Genomic DNA, 23345 nt, shown 5'->3' on the forward strand with positions numbered 1-23345 from the left:
ATGGAGAGATATTATGATAAAAGGACTAGGAGTAGACATTGCGGAAATCGATCGGGTTCGTAAGATCTATGGTCGACATCCTAGATTTGCGGATAAAGTTTTGACAAGTGAGGAAATGGCGGTATTCTTAACTAAGAAGACTGAAAAAGCTCAAATGACTTATTTGACAGGTAGGTTTTCGGCTAAAGAATCATTCACCAAAGCATGGGAACCGGATTAGGTAAGATTGGGTTTCATGATCTCAGTGTATTGAATTATGAATCTGGTCAACCATATATTAAAACGGATATTTTTGAGGGAAACATTCAAATTTCTATTTCAGATACGGATGAACTAGTAATAACGGAAGTTATTATTGAGGATGTGGATAAGTCTGAATAGTTATTTGTAACTTTTTAGGAGGTATCACATGTTACCATCAATCCATCGCCCCGCATATGTCGAGGTTAACTTAAGTAATCTAAAGGAAAACTTGCAGAACGAATTGAAGTCTGTGCCTGAAGGTACAGATGTCTTCGCTGTGGTCAAAGCCAATGCTTATGGACATGGGCTAGTAGCTGTTGCTACAGCTGAACTAGAATACGGCGCTAGCGGACTTTGTGTCGCTACACTGGATGAAGGGCTTGAGATCCGTCAAAATGGCGTTCAAGCTCCGATATTAGTTTTGGGTATTACTGGTGTGGATAACGCTAAAGTTGCTGCAGACGCCGATATTTCGTTAACTGTGGGTAGTTTAGAGTGGCTACAACAAGCCGCTGAGGCCGGTGTTAAGAATCTCAAAGTTCATTTGGGAATTGACAGCGGTATGGGAAGAATCGGTTTTAGAGAAAAAGCTGATCTGATTGCTGCCTGCAATTATTTAAATGATAATTCTGATAAATTTATTGCTGAAGGATTATTCACACACTTTGCGACAGCTGATAATCCGGATGAAAAATACTTTGAAAAGCAAGTTAGCCGTTTCAAAGAAATGACCAGTGATTTACCAACTGAATTCAAATACGTTCACTGTGCAAATTCGGCCACAGCCTTGTGGCATCAGGATTTGGCAGTCAACTTAGTGCGTGATGGAATTGCTCTTTATGGGTTGAATCCATCACAAACTGATATCACTAAGACACCTTATGAATTGAAACCTGCCTTAGGCTTGTATTCAGAATTGGTCTTCGTCAAACAGATCAACAAGGGTGACAGTGTTGGTTATGGTGCAACCTATACCAGTGAAGATTCTGAATGGATTGGAACAGTTCCGATGGGATACGCTGATGGCTGGTTACGTCGTATGCAAGGCTTTGAAGTTTTGGTCAACGGTAAACGTTGTCCAATCGTCGGACGTGTCTGCATGGACCAATTCATGGTCAAGTTACCTGAGAAGATGCCAGTTGGTAGTAAGGTTACACTGATCGGTAAGGATGGCGATGATGAGATCACCGCTACTGAGGTTGCTCAATATGCTGGAACTATTAATTATGAAGTTCTTTGCAGTTTGAGTGAAAGATTACCTAGGAAGTATATTAAATAAATTAAAAAAGCCTGCATCGCTTATGATGCAGGCTTTTTGTTTGCCCTAAAGTCCACTTCAAGGTGTAAAGTAAAAGATATCGAATTTTTAATAACATTTAATAACAGGTGAATTAATATGGGGATTTTTTCTAGATTAGGTTGGTTTTTTAAGCATCGTTGGAAGCAGTACACATTAGGCGTTATAGCACTTTTACTTGTGGCTGCCTGTAATGTGATACCGCCGCGGATCGTTGGTATCATCGTCGATGCTGTCAGCAAGAGGACGCTGACGATTCATTTTTTGGTGATGAATTTGGTTCTATTAGTTTTGGTAGCAATCTTGGGATATTTACTTAGATTCGTTTGGCAAAAAATGATTTTTGGTAGTTCATATGTTTTGGAACGTGATCTTCGTGATCGATTGTTCAGACATTTTATGAAGATGGATACGACCTTTTACCAGAAGTGGCGTACCGGTGACTTGATGGCACATGCGACGAATGATATTGATGCTGTCCGTGAAGTTGCTGGCCCCGGTGTATTAACATTAGCTGATTCGTTGATAACTGGGTTGTCGATGATTTTTGCGATGGGGATATTTGTCAATTGGAAATTGACGTTCTATGCTATCTTGCCATTGCTCTTGTTAGCGGTCATGGCAAATGTGCTTGGTAATAAAATCCATGACGCCTTCATGAAGTCACAAGCGGCGTTTTCAAGTATCAACAACAAGACGCAAGAGAGTGTTCTCGGAATCAAAGTATTGAAGGCACTCGGACAAGAGCACCAAGATGAACGGGATTTTGATAAGTATGTGGATAAAAATATCAAAGCTAATAAAAAGTCATATCGCCTGGATGCAATGTTTGATCCATTAACATCCATAATTATGGGTATCTCGTATGTTATTACGATTATTCTCGGTGGTTTGGCAGTCATCCATTCACAGATAACTATTGGTGAGTTGGTTTCATTTATTACGTACATGGCGGAGTTGACTTGGCCGATGTTTGCTATCGGTAGTTTGTTCAACATTTTGGAACGTGGTTCAGCTAGTTATGATCGGATCACCGAACTGCTGGATGAAAAGTCATCTTTAGTAGCACCACGTCATGAAGTAAAATCCGCACCTAGTGGTGTTTTGGATTTTGAAATGAAAAAATTCCACTATCCAGATGACAAAGCAGTTGCTTTGAATGATGTTAGCTTTGAACTAAAGGAAGGTCAAACGATGGGTATCGTTGGTCCGACTGGTGGTGGTAAGTCGACGATTATTGGATTATTGATGCGTGACTTCGATCATTATAATGGTCAAATAACCGTTGGTGATCACGATATTCGTGATTTTAAGCTGGATAATTATTTGGATACGATCGGTTACGTTCCACAGACTAACTTCTTATTCTCAACCGATATCCGTGACAATATTAGATTTGCCAATATTGATGCGACACAAGAACAAGTCGTTTCTGCAGCACACATTGCGACCTAGATCATGATATTGATGGCATGCCAGAGGGTTACGATACGCAAGTGGGTGAGTTGGGTGTATCGCTATCGGGTGGTCAAAAACAACGTCTGGCGATTGCCAGAGCTGTTTTGAGTGATCCTGAGTTATTGATCCTAGATGATTCTCTGTCGGCCGTAGATTCGAAGACGGAACGAAATATTGAAGAACGTATTGCTGCCAATCGAAGTAAGAGTACGACGATCATTGCTGCCAGCAGATTGAGTTCTGTAGAATATGCCGATCAGATCTTGGTGGTTGATCATGGCACAATTATTGAACATGGAACGCATCAAGAATTATTGGCTAATAAAGGATGGTATTATGATACGTTTAATTTGCAAGCTAAAAATGCTGAAATAGAAGGGAGATTGAATAATCGTGGATAAAAAAGAAGAAACAACAATTGAAGATATTCAGACTCTTTCTCGTAAGCAACAACGAAATATTTTGAAACGATTATTTAGTTTTGCTTGGGCATTCAAACGCCAATTTGTTACAGCAATAATTTTTGCAGTTGGTTTGAGTGTAATTAATATAGCTTTACCAAGGTTGCTGCAATATTATATGGATCACTACTTAGTTCACCAAGACACTGGTATTCAAATCATTATTGGTTTCGCAATCGTGTACTTTATTGGAACAGTCATCAAGGCGATGGTGCAATTTATTCAGAACTTTGCCTTTTCAATGGGAGCTGAACGAACGTTAGAAAGTATTCGTAGTCAGTTATTCCGTAAGTTGCATACTTTGGGAATGGATTACTTCGATAAGACACCAGCTGGGTCGATTGTTTCCAGAGTTACCAATGATACGAAGACATTGTACGATTTTTGGACATTATTTTTGATGATCTTGGTTGCGGCCTTTTCGATAATTTCTGCCTTTGTGGCAATGATGTCGGTTAATACTACCTTGGCAATTGCGACAGCCTTATTTGTTCTAGCCCTGTACTTCTTAATCTGGCTGTATCAACACTTGAGCTCTAAGATCTATCAACGATTACGTGAATATTTGAGTCAAATCAATACTAAGCTGAATGAATCATTGATGGGAATCAGTATCATTCAACAATTTGGCCAACAGAGGCGAATGATTGCGGAGTTTGAACATAAGAATAATTTGTATTTCACACAACGTAATAAAATGATCAACGTTAATTCGTTCTTGCTTTACCCAACTATTACGTTGATGTTCACATTGGCAGAAGTAATTGCATTAGGTGGTTTTGGATTAGAAAGCACGCATACGATTGTAGCAGCCGGTGTCATTTATGCTTTTATTTCTTACCAACAAAACTTTTTTAATCCGTTATCTAATGTGATGAATTACATGTCTTATTTCCAAGATGGAATGGTCGCGGGATATCGGATTATGAAGTTGTTCGACAATCAGACAACTAGTCCCAAACAAAACGAAACTAGCGATGCGGAGATTGCGGTCGGTAAAATTGAATTCAGACATGTTACTTTTGGCTATGTACCAGGAGAACCAATTTTGAAGGATATTTCTTTTGTAGTGGAACCGGGGCAAACCATTGCACTAGTCGGTCACACAGGTAGCGGTAAGAGTTCGATCATCAATATTCTGTTACGATTTTATGAGTTTGGCGAAGGTCAAATTCTGATTGATGATCACGATATTCGAGACTATTCAACTAAGGAATTACGTGAGAAGTTAGGATTAGTTATTCAAGAACCGTATTTGTTTTATGGTGATATTTCCAAGAATATTCGTATGTACGACGAGAGTATTTCGGATAAACAAGTGAAACAGGCAGCAAGATTCGTTGATGCGGATGGGTTCATTGAAGAATTGCCAGATCAATATCATGCTAAGGTAACTGAACGTGGTAGCAGTTTTTCAGCTGGACAACGTCAGTTGATATCATTTGCGAGAACCATTGTTCGTAATCCCAAAGTATTGATATTGGATGAGGCGACGGCCAATATTGATCCACAGACTGAGCAGAGTATTACTAAGGGATTGTCGAAGATGAGGGATGACAGGACCACAATTGCGATTGCACACAGGTTATCCACCGTTCAAGATGCCGATCAAATATTAGTCTTGAGTCATGGACGTATCGCTGAACGGGGTACGCATGATGAATTGTTAAAGTTAGGTGGATTATATTCAGAGTTGTACGAACTTCAATCCATGGATTAGACAAAAAAATTGCTACCTTAGCTGGTAGCAATTTTTGTTTGTTATTAAATTATAAAGCATCACGGTTCAAAATCTTACCAGACTTCAAATCGTCGATTTCAGCAACGACAAAACTCTTCTTTTCAAGGCGCTTGATAATTTCCTTTAGAGTTTCAACACTTACACCTGAAGGTAGTGTGAACAATGTACGACGAACAACTTCGTTTGATTTGGCATCCAATGTCACACAAGCAGAGATCGAAGCATACTTCGAAATGATCTTAGACATTTTTTCTAGATCACCACGATCGCCAGATGAACTTACAGTTAGAACGTAACTGCTGATTTCCAAATTCCAGGCATCTGATAACATGCTCAATAGTCTTGAGTGAGTTAGGATTCCGTAGAATAAGTTGGATTCATCAAGTACGGCAATGTAAGGAAGATCCTTGATGTTGAAGAATACTTTGAAGAATGGTGAGTCAACGCTAATTGTCTTAGTAGCGTTTTTCATCAATGTTGTTACGGGCAAGTTCATATCTCCACCACGTGACTTATGACGATAAATGTGCATCTTGTAAATATTTCCCCTGAATATTTGACCACTTTCGTCAAGAATTGGCACACAACGATAACCTGAGTCTTCAAGAACTTTCAAAGCTTCTTCAAGAGTGACTGTTTCTTTGACGGTTGTGAGCTTTTCCTTTTTTAAAACCAATGATTTTACTAACATATATATCACACATCCAATCTTCTCTAATTGAATCAATGATACAGTAAAAAAATGAAAAAAAAAAGAGCCGAAACATAAGTTTCAACTCTTAATTAGGATATTAAGGATTATTGACGACCCTTGATACCTGTAGCTTCAAAACCATCTTTAAGGATCTTTTCAAGTTCTGCAGCTGATTTCTTCATTTGTGTTGATTCTTCATCGTTTAATGGAACTTCGATGATTTGTTTTAGACCTTTACGGTTGATGATAGCAGGTGAACCGATGTAAATATCAGAAACGCCATATTGGCCAGTCATCATGTTTGATAATGGAAGAACAGTGTTTTCGTCGTTTAGCAATGCCTTGCAGATTCTTGCAAGTGCAGTACCAATACCGTAGAATGTAGCACCCTTAGTATTGATGATGTCGTAAGCAGCGTTAACAACCTTCTTGTAGATTGCGTCAAGAGTATCTTGTGTAACCTCTGGGTGTTGTTCCATCCATTCAGCCATTGTAACTCCACCGATTGACAAGTGTGACCATGCAGCGAATTCTGAATCACCGTGTTCACCCATGATGTAACCATTAACGGCACGAGTCGATGTCTAGTTCTTCACCAACGAATTTTTGTAATCTAGCTGAGTCTAGTGATGTACCTGAACCAATTACACGTTCCTTAGGGAAGCCTGAAAGTTTCCAAGTAGCGTATGTCAAGATATCAACTGGGTTAGCAGCAACCAAGAAGATACCATTGAATCCTGATTCAACGATTGGGTCAACGATTGTCTTCAAGATGTTCAAGTTCTTGTTAACAAGGTCAAGTCTTGTTTCACCTGGTTTTTGTGGAGCACCAGCAGTGATAACAACGATGTCAGCATCCTTGGCATCTGAATATTCACCAGCGTGAATGTTCTTAGGGAATGAGAATGGAAGTGCATCAGCAAGATCCATTGCGTCACCCTTAATCTTATCTTTGGCGATATCGCAGATTACTAATTCTTGTGCAATACCTTGAAGTGTCATTGCGTAGGCAAAAGTTGAACCTACAGCACCGTCACCAACTAGAAGTACTTTTTGGTGGTTCTTTTCATTTGTTGGAGTTGTCATATTTTTTTATCATCCCTTCGAAATAAATATGTTTCGTATCCAATTATACAAATAATTTTTGAAAATAAACAGGGTGATTGTGAAAAAAGTAAAAAATTCCCACTTTTTGCATGATATAATTACAAGTTGAAATGAGGTATTAATATGAAACTTATCGTTGGATTAGGCAATCCAGGCAAAAAATACGACCGTACAAAGCATAATATGGGCTTTATGACGATCGACAAGTTAATGGAAGAATATAATCAAACTCAAATGAAAAAAGATTTTGAGGCTGAATATTGTAAATTCAAAGTTGACGGCGAAACAGTCTTTCTAGTTAAACCTTTAACATTTATGAATGAATCCGGTCGAGCTGTGAAGTTCTTAACAGGATATTATCAAATCAAACCAGAAGAAATTATGGTCATCCAAGATGATCTAGATATGCGATCGGCAAAATTAGACTACGTGCCAAGGGCTCAGCCGGTGGTCATAACGGGATTAAGAGTATAATCGCATCTATGGGTACAAAAGATTTCAAACGTATTAAAATCGGTATTCAACATCCAGATAAACAGACTGTTGTAAATTGGGTTTTGACTCCATTTACAAAGGATCAAGCACCAGTCGCATTAACTGGGATCGATAATGCAGCAAGCGCTGTGAAGGATTGGATTGCTGGGGATACGTTTGATCAATTGATGAATAAGTATAATTAGAGAGAGTGGAGGAGGGGCGGTCAGACCTTGAGCATTACCTAGATTAATGATGGTGCCAACGAAGTTGGTGCAATTATTAATCGTAGTAAGCGCAGAGGTTTGCCACTCCGGAACTCGTTTCCGCATACTTATCCGGTTTCCAAAACGAGTTGCGAAAGCCAGATTCCTGCGCCTGCTACAGATAGCAAATGCACCAACTTCGTTGGCACTTTCGCCATCTTAGGCAGTGCTCAGAATCTCCCGGCTTTCGCAACTCTCTGAAACGAGTTGCGAAAAACAACTCCCTCCGCTTAACTACGCTAACGAGAAGATGCCAAGACCGCATCGTCACGTTACCTAGGTTAATGCTCAAGAGTTAACCGTTTTTCTCCACTCTCTGATAGAAAGGAATCAAACGTGAACCTAACAGACTTTATTTCAAATAAATTGAACCTTGGGGAATTTATTGAACAAGTCAAACCAAAGACAAAGAATATGTTGACGGGATTGATTGGTTCAACGATTTCCCTATTTGCATTACAAACACTTAAGCAAAAAAATAAAAAAATATTAATAGTAGAAAATACTAACTTTCATGCTAATCGGCTATACGATGATTTGAACTTGCAAGATAGTGAACATACACATATTTTTCCAGTTGAAGAGGCTATCTCAACTGAAATCGCTACTAGTTCACCAGATGAACTGAGTCAGCGACTTGATGCCTTGAGCTTTTTGATTGGTGATGAACCGGGTATTGTCGTCACTTCTGTCGCAGGGTTGGAATATGCACTTTCACCACGTGAGTTGTTCAAGTCGGCTCAGATGAAGATTGCCATGAGTGAGGAGTATGACTTAGAGAATCTTAATTCCACCTTTGTTCAGATGGGTTATAAGAAGGATAAGTTGGTTGCCAAACCGGGCGACTTCGCAATTCGTGGAGATATCGTTGATATTTATCCATTGAATGTGGATAATCCTGTGCGAATCGAATTCTTCGGCAATGAGGTTGATAAGATCAAGTTCTTTGATACGGAAACACAACGTAGTATGGAGGAACTCGATGAGATCGAGATCTTGCCAGCTAATGATCGTGTCATTACAGCTGAACAAGTGGCAGTTGGACTGAAAAAGCTTCAGAAAAGTTATGATAAGCAGGTTAAGTCAGCTGGAGATAACAAGGAAGTTAAGAATAATCTTGATCTAACTTTCTCGCAGATGATCGAGGAATTATCTGAGGGTATGCGTCCTGATAACATTGGTAGTATTATTGATTACTTATTGGATGAATCCAGCAGCCTGCTTGATTATTTGACTAATGACGACATTGTGATGTTTGACGAATACAGTCGTCTAGTTGAACAGTCGAATGATAACAAAGCTGACAACCAAGCATGGTTAGCCAGTCAATTAGAGTATGGCAAAGCTTTGCCGGAGCAAATTATTCGTCAAAGTTTCATTGAAATGATGAAAACTAACGAAAATCCGCAAGTTTACATGTCAGCCTTTCAACAAGGTATGGGACATATTCGCCTTAATCAATTGCACAATGTGCCTGTCAGAAGTATGCAGCAATTCTTCAGTCAGATGCCATTATTGAAATCAGAAGTTGAACGCTGGCAAAAGCAAGGCTATACGATTTTACTGTTGATCAGTAACGAAAAGCGCATCTCGGCTATTAATAACACTTTGATCGACTTTGGAATCAAGGCAACTTTGACCACGACTGATAAGGTGATCGAAGATCAAACTCAAATTATGAATGCTAGTCTGGGCTTGGGATTTGAAATGCCTGAAGAAAAAGTTGCTATCATTACTGAGAAAGAATTGTTCAATAAGCAACCTAAGCGTCGTCGCCATCAGACCTTAGCTAATGCTGAACGTTTGAAGAGTTACAACGAACTCAAGCCGGGTGATTACGTTGTTCATGTCAATCATGGTATTGGTAAGTTCATCGGAATGCAGACGATGGAGGTTGACGGTAAGCACCAAGATTATATTACGATTGAATATCGTGATGATGGTCGGCTATTTATTCCCGTATCACAGCTTGATATGGTACAAAAGTACGTCTCGGCTGAAGGTAAATCACCACGTGTTAACAAACTTGGCGGTAATGAGTGGCAAAAGACTAAGCGTAAGGTTCAATCAAGTATTGAAGATATCGCTGACGACTTGATCGACTTGTATGCTAAGCGTGAAGCTGAGAAGGGTTATCCGTTTCCTAAGGATGATGATATGCAGCATGACTTCGACAATGCCTTCCCATACCCAGAGACACCTGATCAATTACGTTCGATCGATGAGATCAAACGCGATATGGAAAAGGCTCACCCAATGGATCGATTATTAGTTGGTGATGTTGGTTTTGGTAAGACAGAAGTTGCACTGCGTGCAGCATTCAAAGCTGTTGAAGCTGGCAAACAAGTTGTCTTCTTAGCGCCAACTACTTTGTTAGCGGAACAGCATTATCAAACAATGAAAGATCGTTTCGAAGGATTTCCGGTTAATATTGAAGTATTATCAAGATTCCAATCGAGAAAACACAGCAAGGAAATCATTCAAGGATTAGCCGAAGGTCAAGTGGATATCGTGGTCGGAACGCATCGTTTGTTATCAAAGGATGTTAAGTTCTCAGATATTGGTTTATTGATAATTGATGAGGAACAGCGATTTGGTGTTAAGCACAAAGAAAAAATCAAACAATTAAAGGCTAACGTTGACGTCTTAACATTGACAGCGACGCCGATCCCTAGAACTCTGAATATGTCGATGCTCGGTGTACGTGATCTCTCATTGATCGAGACCGCACCAAGTAATCGCTATCCAGTGCAGACATACGTAATGGAGCAGAATTACGATGTCATTGCTCAAGCTATTAAGCGTGAGATGGAACGTGGTGGTCAAGTCTTCTACCTGCATAATCGGGTTGATGACATGGAACAAGTTGCTGGTCAATTGCAGGCTTTGGTTCCAGATGCTAGAATTGCGACTGCGCATGGTCGAATGACCGAAACCCAAATGGAAGGTGTCATTTCTGATTATCTAGCTGGTGAGTATGATGTGTTGGTTACGACAACTATTATCGAAACTGGTGTTGATATGCCGAATACCAATACCTTGATCGTTGAAAATGCTGATCGATATGGCTTATCACAGTTGTATCAGATTCGTGGACGTGTTGGACGTTCCAATCGAGTTGCCTATGCCTATTTGATGTACAAACCTAACAAGGTGTTGACTGAAGTGGGAGAGCAACGACTAGAAGCCATCAAGAACTTCACTGAATTGGGTTCAGGATTCAAGATTGCGATGCGTGACTTGTCGATTCGTGGCGCTGGTAACTTATTAGGTAAGCAGCAACACGGATTCATTGATTCAGTTGGATTCGATCTTTATACACAAATGCTAAACGATGCTGTTGCTAAGAAACGTGGTCATACTAAGGCTGAGAAGACTAACGCTGAATTGAACTTAGAATTAGACGCTTATATTCCATCTGATTACATCAGTGATGAACGTCAAAAAGTTGAGTTGTACAAACGTATTCGTCAAATCGACTCGGACGAGAATTATCAAGAGGTTAGATCAGAATTACTTGATCGTTTCGGTGATTATCCACAAGAGGTATCTAATTTGTTGGATGTTAGTCTATTGAAGACATCACTGGATGAATCATTGGTTAAGAATGTCATTATGAAGAGTGGCATGATCGTCTTGAAGTTCTCTGACAAGGCTAATGATTATTTGACAGGTGACTTAGTCTTCAAGTTCTTAGGTAATACGACGATGAAGGCAACCGTTCATAATAAGAATGACGAGTTCAGTATTTCATTGGATTCGGGTAGTGTTGAAAAGAATGAATGGTTCCCACAATTACAAAAATTTGCTTTGGAAATGGCAAAAGAGTTCGACAAACTAAAGAAAGAAAAAATTAAAAACTAATAACAATGAAGAGAGAAGTATCAAGAGCCATCAAGTACGTGGATTCTGACGATTGCTTCACTTTTTTCAGAATTGATGAGTGCAATTTATCGGATTCCGCTGCAAAACATTGTTGGTGATCGGGGATATTTTATTTATCAGCAAGTGTATCCAATCTATGGTATTTTTTCAGTTTTAGCTTTATCAGGATTACCGGTAGTTATTTCGAAGACTTTCGCGCAGCAGGATAGTCCGGCGGCTAAGAGTAAGCTCTTGAAACTGACCTTTACAGTTTTGCTGGCAGGATGTTTGGCGTTAACTATCTTTCTTTGGGGTTCGGCTAGATACTTAGCCATTTTTATGGGAGATCCAAATTTGTTTCATGAGATTCGTGCGGTGTCTTTAACATTCCTATTAGTACCGTTTGAGGCAACCTTTCGAGGTTACTTCCAGAGTGATCTAGAAATGACACCGAGTGCGATTTCACAAATTTTGGAACAATTTATTAGAATTATAATTATCATCGGTTCCGCAATCCTTTTTGGTAAGGGATTTTTGGGTATTTACCAAATGGGGATGATTGCTAACAGTGGTGCCTTTATTGGTGGATTGTTTGCAGTTGTGATACTGATGCTGACATTTATTAAGCAACGTGAGCCGTTGTTGCAAGATGACCAAGACGTTAAGGTAAAGATCGAACGCGGATTAGCATTGGAAATACTTCTGATCGTTGTCTTTACCGGAATTACGATTTTTTATCAGTTTATTGATTCATTTACGATTTTGAGATTATTAATGCATAGCGGTATGCCGATCGACCGTGCCGAAATTTTAAAGGGCGTCTTTGATCGAGCACAGCCACTGATTCAGCTCGGAATCGTTATTTCACTATCGTTTGTGTCAACTATCATGCCGCAACTTCGAGAGGCCAATCAGACTAAGGTCAACAAGACCATCATTCAAAAGATGATGCGGGTCTGTCTGTGGTTGGCAGTCGCTGAAACGGCGGGGTTAGTCGCTTTGATGCCAGAAGTTAATACGATGCTGTTCACGACAGCGGACGGTTCGTTGGCATTGGCAATTTACATGTTGTCGATCGTGCTCGTTTCGTTTATCAATTTAATGGTGGCGATAACTAGTGGAGACGATGAGAAGAATCTGATCAAGTTGGTCTTATTCATCGTTTCGTTGGTGGCAAAGATAGCTCTGAATATCTTACTGATACCACATTTCAATATTGTTGGTGCCGCTCTGGCAACCATCTTGAGTGAATGTATCATTTTGGCAGGGATGTATTTGATCTACGACAACGGAGTATTCCTACTTAGTAGAGATTTCTTGACCAAAGTTATTTCAGTGGGACTACTCATGGGCATCGTTATCAAGGCTTTGGCTACCGTTAGCTCACATTACTTGTTCTTAAGTCGTGGGCACAGTATATTAATTAGTGTTGTGTTAATTCCAATTGGGGTATTGATATATTTGGGATTATCCAAGAAATTAAAGATTTTGAGCAAAAGTGAATGGGAAATTTTGCCAATGGGCGAGTTCATTACAAAATTCATGAAGATTGAGGATTAATTATGAGATTAGATAAATTTTTGAAGGTAAGTAGAATTATTAAGAGAAGAACTGTTGCTAAGGAATTTGCAGACAATGGACGTGCAATGGTCAATGACCGTGTAGCCAAATCGTCTACAGAGGTTTCTGTTGGTGACACAATGGAACTGCACTTCGGTGAAAAGACTATGAAGATTAAGGTCTTGAACATTAAAGAAACAACTAAGAAGACTGATTCTGCTGATATGTTCGAAGAAATTGATTAAAAGATTGCAATTAGATTAAAAAAAGTCAAAACAGGTTCAAAACATTCTCTAAAATTGTTATACTCAAAGTAATAATTTCTAGGGGAGTAGTAGCATGGAAGTACGTAAATTAGCAAATTCCAATGTTTCAGTTCTTGAACCGAAGCAACAAAAAACTTCTACAAAACCTAGTCGCAGCAACTTTGAGAGAAAAGTTCATAAACGGCGACTAGTTGCTCTTGGTGTGCTGTTTGCTATTGTTTTGCTTACTTTGGGGTCTCAGATCATCAGTGCACATATGACATATACGTCGACTGCACAGAAGATCGAGGTTAATCAAAAGAAGCTTAACAAACAAAAAGCCACGCAGAGTGACTTGAAAGTAGAAATAAATCAGCTACAGAATAAAAACTACTTGGAGAAATATATTCGGGAAAAATATATGTATTCCAAGCCTGGTGAATTGATTTATAATTTACCGGATAATGTTAATGCGATTCAAAAATAGGGGAAGGAACTATTATATCTAGATGACAGTTGAAGTAGGATCTAAAACAGAGGGTAAGGTTACTGGAATTACAAATTTTGGGGCATTCGTTGACCTAGGCGAAGGACAAAGTGGAATGGTACACATTAGTGAGATTGCTAATGGCTACGTAAAGGATATCCACGATGTACTTAAAGTTGGCGATACCGTAAAGGTTTTAGTTCTTAACGAAAAGGATCACAAGATCGCACTTTCAATCAAACAAGCCACTGAACAACCAAGAAAGCCTAAGTATCAACATCGTGAAAGAAAACCTCAACATAAACCGGTTGAAAGTTTTGATGACATGATGTCAGGATTCATGAAAGAAAGCGAAGAACGAATGAGTGTTATTCGCAAGAATACTGAAGGTAAACGTGGTGGTCGTGGTGGCCGCAGAAGTTAATAAAAAATAATAGAACAAAATAAGAGCTGTGACGATTGTCTCAGCTTTTTTTATTTCAGAGAGAGTGGAGAGAAACGGTAACTTCTGAGCATTACCTAGGTTTGGCAAATTTGCCACGAAGTGGTTAATTTGGCAGACCGTAGTAAGCGGAGGAAGTTGTTTCTCGCAACTCGTTTTAGATAATCCTAAAGGAAATCACAACAGACACCAAGGAGGCAAAAAGTGGAATTAGAAACAAAATTATTAGGAACCGTCAGAAAAACTCTAAAAAAATATCATGCAAAGAGACTACTGGTAGCTGTTTCTGGTGGTGTTGATTCGATGGTTCTGCTGGATTTGATCGCTAGAATAGTTGATAAAGACTCATTTGCAGTCATCAATGTTGATCATAATTTGCGTCCAGAAAGTGCGGCTGAAGTTGAGTTTTTAAGACAGCATTGTCAAAAAAATTCTTATAAGTTTTATACCACTAAGTGGACTGATCAGCCCGATGATGACGTTGGGATGGAAGCTGCTGGCCGTGAATTCCGCTATCAATATTTTGCTAATATAATGGACAAAGATAATTATGATACTTTATTGACAGCTCACCATGCTAATGATCTAGCCGAGAATGTTTTGATGAAGATGATTCGATCTGGCAATGTCTATGAGGTAACTAGTCTGAAGCAACAGCGACCATTTGAAAATGGCCAACTTGTTCGACCATTATTAGATTTTTCAAAGTCCGAATTACGAAGTTACGCCAAAAAACTTGATATAGATCATGTTCAAGATGAGACAAACTTTGAGAACATAACTATGCGCAATCGATTACGAAACAATATTTTTCCTGAATTGCAAAAGGAAAATGGTCAGATGCTATCTCACTTCAGACTATTTGATCAACAACTAACTGCTTTGATAGATCTTGCCGTGACACAATTTGCTACTATCCAATCCAACATGCAAGTAACGATCACTAGCCACAGTATTGAAGGCCGATTGTCACCCTTGAAGGTGCTTGATGATAATCAACAGACACTGTTCTGGGGCGGATTCTTTACCCGCAACTTAGATATACCAGTCAGTAATAAGCAAGTGGAACAGATAATTACTGTGATTATGGGAGACAGTCCTAATGCATCGATCGACTTGGAAGATGGTTGGAAGTTCATTCGCTCGTACGATAACTTCCTGTTGTCAGATCAAGCGGTCAATGATGATTATAGTTATGACATCAAGATTGGAGAATCTCTTATGATCAATGGCAGAAAGTTTCTGTTGGAAGAGTGTTCCAAAGACGATGCCACGATCATCACGAATTCATTGCCCCAAGAAATAACGTTACGGAATCGCCGTATTGGTGATAAACTAATAATTTCTGACGATAGACATCAAAAACTAAGCAAGAGATTTATCAACGAAAAGGTCCCAGAATACAAAAGAAGTAAAATTCCGCTGTTATTATTCGATAATCAGGTAGTTTGGGTTGAAAAAATTTATAAATTAGGCGATTATTTAAAAAAAGGTAATTACTTTTTGAAAATCGACTTTGAGGATGAGGTATAAAAATGAATTCGGATATTGAAAAAATATTAGTTTCGGAAGAAGAGATTGCTAAAGCAAATGAGCGTCTTGGAAAGGAACTAACTGAGGAATATGCAGGTAAGAATCCACTTTTTGTCTGTATCCTGCGTGGAGCAGCTATGTTTATGATGGATCTGATCAAGCATGTTGATATTCCTATGGAATATGATTTCATGGATGTTTCTAGTTATGGTGGTGAAAATACTACTACAACTGGTGATGTCAGAATTATTAAGGATTTGGATACTTCACTAAGAGGACGCGATGTAGTTATCGTTGAAGATATCATCGATACAGGATATACATTGGATCGTTTGGTTAAACTATTCGAGACTCGTGAAGCTAACTCTATCAAGCTAGTTTCATTCTTAGATAAACCGTCTCGTAGAATCAAGCACGTAAAGGTTGATTATATCGGTGTACAGATACCTGATGCCTTCGTTGTGGGGTACGGTATGGACTACAACGAACACTACCGTAACTTGCCATACGTCGGTGTCTTGAAGCCAGATGTTTATAGTACAAAATAATTAAGTTAGCGGTACAATTATTATTGTGTTAATGCCTGTCAATGTTACAATATGTAACGTCTAAGTAATTAGGAGGAAATATATGAAAAATAATCGAAATAGGTTAATCAATAATAGCCTGTTTTATATCTTGCTCTTCGTAGTTTTAGTGCTCGCAGCAAGTTGGTTTGCTGGTGGTCAATCCTCAGATCAATCTAAAACTCTAAGCCAAGATCAATTTATTACACAGTTGAAACAAGGGAAGGTTAAGAGCTTTAAGATCGAACCAGTTAGTGGTGCTTACCAAGTTACTGGTCAGTACAAAAAGGCTCAAACTACAGAGACAACACGTTCTGTATCTATTTTCAATAGAAGCCAAACTACTAGTCAATCTAAAGTGACTCAATTTACTTCGACCGTACTACCCAATAATGATACGCTGAAGAGAATTAATAACGCCGCTTCGGCTGAGAAAGTTAAGACGACTGCCAGTGCCAAATCACAGTCATCTCAATGGATCTCAATAATTCTTACTTTGGTACTACCATTTATTCTTTTCTTCTTTATCATCTTTGCGATGATGGGGCGTGGAGGACAAGGCGGTGGTGCAAACCGTGTTATGAACTTTGGCAAGTCCAAAGTTAAACCTGAAGACCCTAAGAAGAACAAAGTTAGATTTTCAGATGTTGCTGGTGCAGAAGAGGAGAAACAAGAACTTGTTGAAGTTGTTGAGTTCTTGAAAGATCCCCGTAAGTATGTTTCTCTAGGCGCAAGAATCCCATCAGGTGTCCTTCTCGAAGGTCCTCCTGGTACTGGTAAGACTTTGCTTGCCAAAGCCGTTGCTGGTGAAGCTAAAGTTCCATTCTATTCAATTTCTGGTTCTGATTTCGTTGAAATGTTCGTTGGTGTCGGTGCTTCTCGTGTTCGTGACTTGTTCGAGAATGCTAAGAAGGACGCTCCATCAATTATCTTTATCGATGAAATCGATGCTGTTGGTCGTCAACGTGGTTCTGGTACCGGCGGTGGAAATGATGAACGTGAACAAACACTTAACCAATTACTTATCGAAATGGACGGATTTACTGGTAATGAAGGTGTCATTGTTATGGCAGCTACTAACCGTTCAGATGTTTTGGACCCTGCTTTACTTCGTCCAGGACGTTTTGACCGTAAGATTCTTGTCGGTAGACCTGATGTTAAGGGACGTGAAGCTATCCTTAAAGTTCACGCCAAGAACAAACCATTTACTGATGATGTTGATTTGAAACAATTAGCACAAACAACTCCTGGTTTCGTTGGTGCTGATCTTGAAAACTTACTTAACGAAGCTGCCTTAGTTGCTGCTAGACGTGGTAAGCAAAGAATCGATCCAACTGATATTGACGAAGCTGAAGACCGTGTTATCGCTGGTCCAGCTAAGAAGAATCGTGTCATCTCTGATAGAGAACGTAACATGGTCGCATATCACGAAGCCGGACATGCTCTGATCGGTTTGGTTCTAAACGATTCACGAGTTGTTAGAAAGGTTACTATCGTACCTCGTGGTAAGGCTGGTGGTTATGCCATCATGCTTCCTAAGGATGATCAGAACCTTATAACTAAGAAAGAATTTACAGAACAAATTGCTGGATTACTTGGTGGACGTACAGCTGAAGAGATCATCTTCGGTTCGCAATCATCAGGTGCTTCAAATGACTTTGAACAAGCAACACAAATTGCTCGTACAATGGTTACTGAATATGGTATGACTGATCGTCTAGGTACAGTTCAACTTGAAAAAGATGGACAACCATTTAGTAGTGGCGGATATCGTCAAATACCTGCTTACTCAGAAGATACTGCTAAGGCAATTGACCAAGAGGTTAAACGTCTTCTTGACGAAGGTCACGAACAAGCTCGAGAGATCATCGAAAGCCACCGTGAACAACATAAGCTAATTGCTGAAGCCCTATTGAAGTATGAAACACTTAACGAAAAGGAAATTTTGAGTTTGTTCAATGACGGCAAGATGCCTGATAATGATATCAACACAGAATTCCCATCAGAAAGTGCTGCTACTTTTGAACAAGCAAAACGTGCTGTTGAAGCAAAAGATGCTGCTAAACAAGGTGCTAAGTCAACAACAGATAAGACCGATGATACTGATGTGAACGAAACTGAATTCCCATCAGAAAAATCAGACGATTCTGAACACAAAGACGATGCAGATAATAAGTCAGACTCATCCAACGATGATAATTCTGATAATAATGAAGATAAGTAGTAAAATATGTATCAATCAAAGAAGCGACTCATTCGAGTCGCTTTTTTAACTGAAAGGAAATAAAAAATGTCTGATATTTTAACAAAAGCTGTCTCTAAAGATGGTAAATTCAGAGTTTATGTTGTGAACGCGACTGAAACAATTGCTGAAGTTCAAAAACGACACGATACTTGGAGTAATTCAACTGTTGCCTTAGGTCGTACAATGATCGGCTCGATCTTGGTTGCTACTTCAACTTTGAAAGAAGACGAAGTCTTGACGACTCGTATTGTCGGTGATGGTCCTGCCGGTGCTATCGTAGTTGATGCTAACGCCAAGGGTGACACCAAAGGATATATTCAAAATAATCATGTTAGTTTGCCATTGAACGATAATCATCATATCGACGTTAAAGGTGCGGTCGGAACTAAAGGTGTCTTAAGTATTACTAAGGACTTGCATCTAAAAGAACCATTTACAGGTCAAGTACCATTAGTATCAGGAGAAATCGGGGCTGACTTCACTTATTACATGGCTAAGTCAGAACAAATCCCTTCAGCTATCGGTGTATCTGTCTTCGTCCAACCTAACGAAACGGTCGGTGCTGCTGGCGGATTCTTGATTCAAACATTGCCTGGTGCCGGGGATGCTGACATCGACAAAATCGAAAATAATTTAAAAATCGTACCTAATCTTTCGACATTGTTGAATGAAGGATTAACTAACGAAGAAGTAATGAATAAACTGATGAATGGAATTGACATGAAGGTCCTTGATACTATGCCAGTTCAATTCAAGTGTGATTGCTCCAAAGAGAAGTTCGAAAAGTCTCTAGCCACATTGTCCACTGATGAACTGCAGGCAATGATCGATGAGAATCATGGTGCAGAGGCTGTCTGCAAATTCTGTGGTAATAAATATCAATTCAGTGAAGCTGAATTACAAAGCATTATTTCTGAAAACAAGTAATGATGTTTGCCAATTAAATGTAAAATTTGTTATCATGACAAGTTGTAAATAAAAACGTGAAAAGTTTTTTGAGGTAGACAGTATGGAATGGAAAATAGGTAACGTTACAATCCCTAATCAGGTTGTCGTTGCACCTATGGCGGGTATTACTAATTCATCCTTTCGGGTCACTGCAAGAGAATTTGGAGCTGGATTAGTTGTCTGTGAAATGATCAGTGATCAAGGTATCAGGCATCGTAATCTTAAGACCTTGGGCATGATGTTTGTGGACCCGAAGGAACATCCAGTTAGTATTCAAATTTTTGGCGGTACGACTGAATCATTGGTCAGTGCTGCTCAGTATGTAGCTGAAAATACTGGTGCTGATATTATTGATATCAATATGGGATGTCCGGTCAAGAAGGTTACCAAAATTGGTGCTGGTTCCAGTTGGCTCCGTGATCCGGATAAACTTTATGAGATGGTAAAAGCCGTCAGTGAATCAGTTGATAAGCCGGTCACAGTCAAAATGAGAACGGGTTGGGATAATGATCACATTTTGGCAGTTGAAAATGCATTAGCCGCTCAAGAAGCTGGTGCCTCAGCTGTAGCAATGCACGGTCGAACTAAGGCACAGATGTATAGTGGACATTCCGACTGGGAGCTTTTGCACGAAGTGGCTCAACAGTTAACCATTCCTTTCATTGGTAATGGGGATGTTGTGACACCTCAAGATGCGAAAACAATGATTGATGATGTCGGTGCTGATGCTGTAATGGTGGGCCGAGCTGTCATCGGAAATCTTTGGCGTTTGAACGAAATGAATCATTATTTGGAAACAGGCGAGCTGCTTCCTGAACCAACTATTGGAGAAAAAATTAATATGGCTAAACTTCAACTCCAACGTCTGGTAGACTTAAAAGGTGAGCATGTTGATGTTCCAGAATTTCGTCAACAGGCAGCATATTATCTAAAGGGGATTCCCCATGCAGTCAGAACTCGTGCTAAAGTAGTGAATGAAGATTCAGTACAGGGAGTTTTTGATGCACTAGATCAATTTGTTGAAAGTTACGAACAACGAGAAGCGAGATCTTCAAAAAATTTCGTAGACAGGGGGAAAAATTTTGAGTAACGAGAATAAGAAAAAGCAACCAACTAAAGAAGATATAAAGAAGACAAGAGTCATGAATGACCAACTACGGGTCAGACGTGAAAAACTTCAAGAACTTTATGATGAAGGTGTAGATCCATATGGTTCACGTTTTGTCAGAACTGATTTGGCAAAAACACTTCAAGACAAATATAGCGAAGAAGCTAAGGATGTCTTAGAAGAACAAAACACACCAGTTATCATTGCAGGTCGTATGATGACTAAACGTGGTAAGGGTAAGGTTGGATTCGCTGATATCAAAGATAGAAGCGGTAAGATCCAAATTTACGTGCGTAAAGACGAAGTCGGTGAAGAAAACTATCACATCTTCAAACGTTCAGATATCGGTGATAACTTAGGTATCGAAGGTCATGTCATGAAGACTGATATGGGTGAATTGACTGTTAAAGCTACTAAAGTAACTATGTTAGCCAAGTCACTACGTCCACTACCTGACAAATTCCATGGTTTAACAAATGTTGAACAAAAGTATCGTCAAAGATATCTTGATTTGATTGCTAACCAAGACAGTTTCGACCGTTTCAAGAAACGTTCAAAGATTATTTCAGCTGTACGTGAATACTTAGATGGTGAAGACTTCATGGAAGTTGAAACACCTACTTTGAATGCACAAGCTGGTGGTGCTAACGCTAAGCCATTTATCGCTCACTACAATGCTCTTAACGAAGACATGTACTTGAGAATTGCACTTGAATTACCATTGAAGAGACTTATCGTTGGTGGATTCGAACGTGTCTATGAAATTGGCCGTGTATTCCGTAACGAAGGATTAGATACACAACACAGTCCTGAGTCACATCACTTGAAACATACGCTGCCTACTTTGATTTCAACGATGTTATGGACGAAACTGAGGGTATTATCAGACATGCTGCTCAAAAGGCACTTGGAACAACTGAAATCACATATCAAGGTGAAGATGTTGATTTAGGTAAGCCATTCAAGCGTGTTTCAATGGTTGACGCTATCCAAGAAAAGACTGGCATTGACTTCACTAAAGAAATGACAGTTGAAGAAGCTCGTAAGTTAGCTGATGACAACAATGTTCATTATGAGAAGTATTGGAAAGTTGGACATATCATCAGTGAATTCTTCGAAACATTTGTTGAAGATGAGATCAAAGAACCAACATTTATTTATGGTTATCCAATTGAAGTTTCACCGCTTGCTAAGAAGAACAAGCAAGATCCTCGTTTTACTGATAGATTCGAATTGTATATCTTAGGTAACGAGTATGGTAATGCCTTTACAGAATTGAATGATCCAATTGACCAACGCCAAAGATTCGAAGCTCAAGTTGCTGAAAGAAATGAAGGTAATGATGAAGCTGAAGGTATCGATAATGATTATGTCGAAGCATTGGAATATGGTATGCCACCAACAGGTGGACTAGGAATCGGTATCGATCGTCTAGTTATGTTATTGACTGACGCACCTACAATTCGTGATGTTGTGCTTTTCCCTACTATGAAGCCTGAAGATAATAGCAATAATGAAGAATAGGGGTGCCTACGGTCAAAAATGAAAAATCGCTGTGGGACCGACCTCAGCCGAAGTGCGGTCTGAGGTCTCGATTTTGAACTCTGCAGAAATCGCAGATGTCAAAAGTCGTCCTGTGCTGTACGGACGGTAAACCTTCGTCCTACAGCACTATCACAGCGGATTTTCCTTTTTTGCCCTCCGGCTAGCTAGTATGAGATATCAATTTAGATAGTATAACTAAGTTACTACTAAGTGGTATTAGACGGAGGTGGATAAATATTTTATTTGCCGTGAAGAGTGGCGTTAGAACGGTGAACCATCCGTTCTTACACCACGGGACGATCTTGGAGATTTGCGAAACAAAGCTTCAAGTCGAGGTGCGAGACCGCACTATGGATCGCACCGGTCCCCACGGCTAATGAAATATTTAGGAACCGCAGTCGTAAATAGAAGAATAAGATATATTTTAAAAAAGTTGACGAATTATCGTTGACTTTTTTTGTGCGTTTTGGGTATAATAATATAGTTGTTTGTTACAAGAACACATGGAGGATTAGCTCAGCTGGGAGAGCATCTGCCTTACAAGCAGGAGGTCACAGGTTCGATCCCTGTATCCTCCATTAAACTTTTAATCGAGTTTAGTGGTTTTCATAGCATCATTAACACTTTGCGGGTGTGGCGGAATTGGCAGACGCGCTAGATTTAGGTTCTAGTGTCCTATGGACATGAAGGTTCAAGTCCTTTCACCCGTATTTCGATATTTGAGATATTGAATTAGGTTTACACTAAGTGTTATACTGATGCCGACTTAGCTCAGTTGGCAGAGCATCTGTCTTGTAAACAGGGGGTCGGAGGTTCGAATCCTCTAGTCGGCATTATGCGGAAGTAGTTCAGTGGTAGAACATCACCTTGCCATGGTGGGGGTCGCGGGTTCGAATCCCGTCTTCCGCTTCATTATTCATAGAGCTATCGGGAAATAGCTCAGCTTGGCAGAGCATCGCGTTCGGGGCGCGGGGGTCGCAAGTTCGAATCTTGTTTTCCCGATTCAAAACAGTTAAAAGAGATCATCGACTTCTATACGAAGTGGATGATCTCTTTTGTTT

At 39.6% G+C, this 23345-nt stretch carries 15 protein-coding genes, 5 tRNA genes and 4 pseudogenes; 22 read left to right on the forward strand and 2 right to left on the reverse strand.

Annotated features, from left to right (window positions below):
- The first annotated feature begins 13 nt into the window (after positions 1-13).
- The 5 genes and pseudogenes from JCM14932_RS17220 to JCM14932_RS10180 all read left to right on the forward strand — a co-directional run bounded on the left by JCM14932_RS17220 (position 14) and on the right by JCM14932_RS10180 (position 5179).
- Positions 14-220, forward strand: coding sequence for a 4'-phosphopantetheinyl transferase superfamily protein (locus JCM14932_RS17220; RefSeq protein WP_235700583.1), 207 nt, complete (start codon positions 14-16; stop codon positions 218-220).
- The gene (locus JCM14932_RS17225; RefSeq protein ID WP_235700584.1) at positions 205-381 is read left to right on the forward strand and encodes a holo-ACP synthase; all 177 of its coding nucleotides are present in this window, start codon (positions 205-207) and stop codon (positions 379-381) included. Before JCM14932_RS17220 ends, JCM14932_RS17225 begins: the two co-directional genes overlap by 16 nt.
- Positions 382-409: 28 nt before the next feature.
- Positions 410-1522, forward strand: coding sequence for an alanine racemase (alr, locus tag JCM14932_RS10170; RefSeq protein WP_025024760.1), 1113 nt, complete (start codon positions 410-412; stop codon positions 1520-1522).
- 117 nt (positions 1523-1639) lie between these two features.
- A pseudogene (locus JCM14932_RS15285) lies at positions 1640-3399 on the forward strand (ABC transporter ATP-binding protein).
- A complete protein-coding gene (locus tag JCM14932_RS10180; RefSeq protein ID WP_025024761.1) occupies positions 3392-5179 on the forward strand; it encodes an ABC transporter ATP-binding protein in 1788 nt (595 codons plus the stop codon). Before JCM14932_RS15285 ends, JCM14932_RS10180 begins: the two are co-directional and overlap by 8 nt.
- Before the next feature lie 49 nt (positions 5180-5228).
- Here the strand turns inward: JCM14932_RS10180 and cbpA are convergent, their stop codons facing one another.
- On the reverse strand, positions 5229-5891 hold the full coding sequence (cbpA, locus tag JCM14932_RS10185) for a cyclic di-AMP binding protein CbpA (RefSeq protein WP_025024762.1): 663 nt from the start codon (positions 5889-5891) through the stop codon (positions 5229-5231).
- A 107-nt stretch (positions 5892-5998) separates the two neighbouring features.
- Positions 5999-6980, reverse strand: a pseudogene (locus JCM14932_RS15290) (L-lactate dehydrogenase).
- A 144-nt stretch (positions 6981-7124) separates the two neighbouring features.
- On the opposite strand from JCM14932_RS15290, the pseudogene pth reads away from it, so the two are divergent.
- From pth to JCM14932_RS10275, 17 genes and pseudogenes are all read left to right on the forward strand, one after another.
- Positions 7125-7681 (forward strand): annotated as a pseudogene (gene pth / locus JCM14932_RS15295) (aminoacyl-tRNA hydrolase).
- Positions 7682-8077: 396 nt separating this feature from the next.
- A complete protein-coding gene (gene mfd, locus JCM14932_RS10200; protein ID WP_025024763.1) occupies positions 8078-11605 on the forward strand; it encodes a transcription-repair coupling factor in 3528 nt (1175 codons plus the stop codon).
- Positions 11606-11650: 45 nt separating this feature from the next.
- A complete protein-coding gene (locus JCM14932_RS10205; RefSeq protein ID WP_268870373.1) occupies positions 11651-13165 on the forward strand; it encodes a putative polysaccharide biosynthesis protein in 1515 nt (504 codons plus the stop codon).
- Between the two features lie 2 nt (positions 13166-13167).
- Positions 13168-13410 (forward strand): RNA-binding S4 domain-containing protein, encoded by a 243-nt coding sequence (locus tag JCM14932_RS10210; protein WP_025024765.1) that lies wholly within the window; start codon positions 13168-13170, stop codon positions 13408-13410.
- Between the two features lie 94 nt (positions 13411-13504).
- On the forward strand, positions 13505-13897 hold the full coding sequence (locus JCM14932_RS10215) for an FtsB family cell division protein (protein ID WP_025024766.1): 393 nt from the start codon (positions 13505-13507) through the stop codon (positions 13895-13897).
- Positions 13898-13919: 22 nt separating this feature from the next.
- The gene (locus JCM14932_RS10220) at positions 13920-14321 is read left to right on the forward strand and encodes a S1 domain-containing RNA-binding protein (RefSeq protein ID WP_025024767.1); all 402 of its coding nucleotides are present in this window, start codon (positions 13920-13922) and stop codon (positions 14319-14321) included.
- Between the two features lie 222 nt (positions 14322-14543).
- Positions 14544-15872 (forward strand): tRNA lysidine(34) synthetase TilS, encoded by a 1329-nt coding sequence (gene tilS / locus JCM14932_RS10225; RefSeq protein WP_025024768.1) that lies wholly within the window; start codon positions 14544-14546, stop codon positions 15870-15872.
- 2 nt (positions 15873-15874) lie between these two features.
- Positions 15875-16420 (forward strand): hypoxanthine phosphoribosyltransferase, encoded by a 546-nt coding sequence (hpt, locus tag JCM14932_RS10230; RefSeq protein ID WP_025024769.1) that lies wholly within the window; start codon positions 15875-15877, stop codon positions 16418-16420.
- Between the two features lie 82 nt (positions 16421-16502).
- Positions 16503-18662: an ATP-dependent zinc metalloprotease FtsH gene (ftsH, locus tag JCM14932_RS10235; RefSeq protein ID WP_025024770.1), complete on the forward strand. Its 2160-nt coding sequence runs from the start codon at positions 16503-16505 to the stop codon at positions 18660-18662.
- A gap of 66 nt (positions 18663-18728) precedes the next feature.
- A complete protein-coding gene (hslO, locus tag JCM14932_RS10240) occupies positions 18729-19610 on the forward strand; it encodes an Hsp33 family molecular chaperone HslO (RefSeq protein WP_025024771.1) in 882 nt (293 codons plus the stop codon).
- Between the two features lie 82 nt (positions 19611-19692).
- On the forward strand, positions 19693-20721 hold the full coding sequence (dusB, locus tag JCM14932_RS10245) for a tRNA dihydrouridine synthase DusB (protein WP_025024772.1): 1029 nt from the start codon (positions 19693-19695) through the stop codon (positions 20719-20721).
- 52 nt (positions 20722-20773) lie between these two features.
- Positions 20774-22263: pseudogene (gene lysS, locus JCM14932_RS15300) on the forward strand (lysine--tRNA ligase).
- Positions 22264-22789: 526 nt separating this feature from the next.
- A tRNA-Val gene (locus tag JCM14932_RS10255) sits at positions 22790-22862 on the forward strand.
- A gap of 49 nt (positions 22863-22911) precedes the next feature.
- Positions 22912-22994 (forward strand) — tRNA-Leu (locus JCM14932_RS10260).
- Positions 22995-23044: 50 nt separating this feature from the next.
- Positions 23045-23117: transfer RNA gene (locus JCM14932_RS10265), tRNA-Thr, on the forward strand.
- Between the two features lie 4 nt (positions 23118-23121).
- A tRNA-Gly gene (locus JCM14932_RS10270) sits at positions 23122-23193 on the forward strand.
- Positions 23194-23212: 19 nt separating this feature from the next.
- Positions 23213-23286: transfer RNA gene (locus JCM14932_RS10275), tRNA-Pro, on the forward strand.
- Positions 23287-23345 lie beyond the last annotated feature (59 nt).

Origin of the sequence: Companilactobacillus nodensis DSM 19682 = JCM 14932 = NBRC 107160 (genome assembly GCF_000615905.1) — a bacterium.
Taxonomy (GTDB): Bacteria; Bacillota; Bacilli; order Lactobacillales; family Lactobacillaceae; genus Companilactobacillus; species Companilactobacillus nodensis.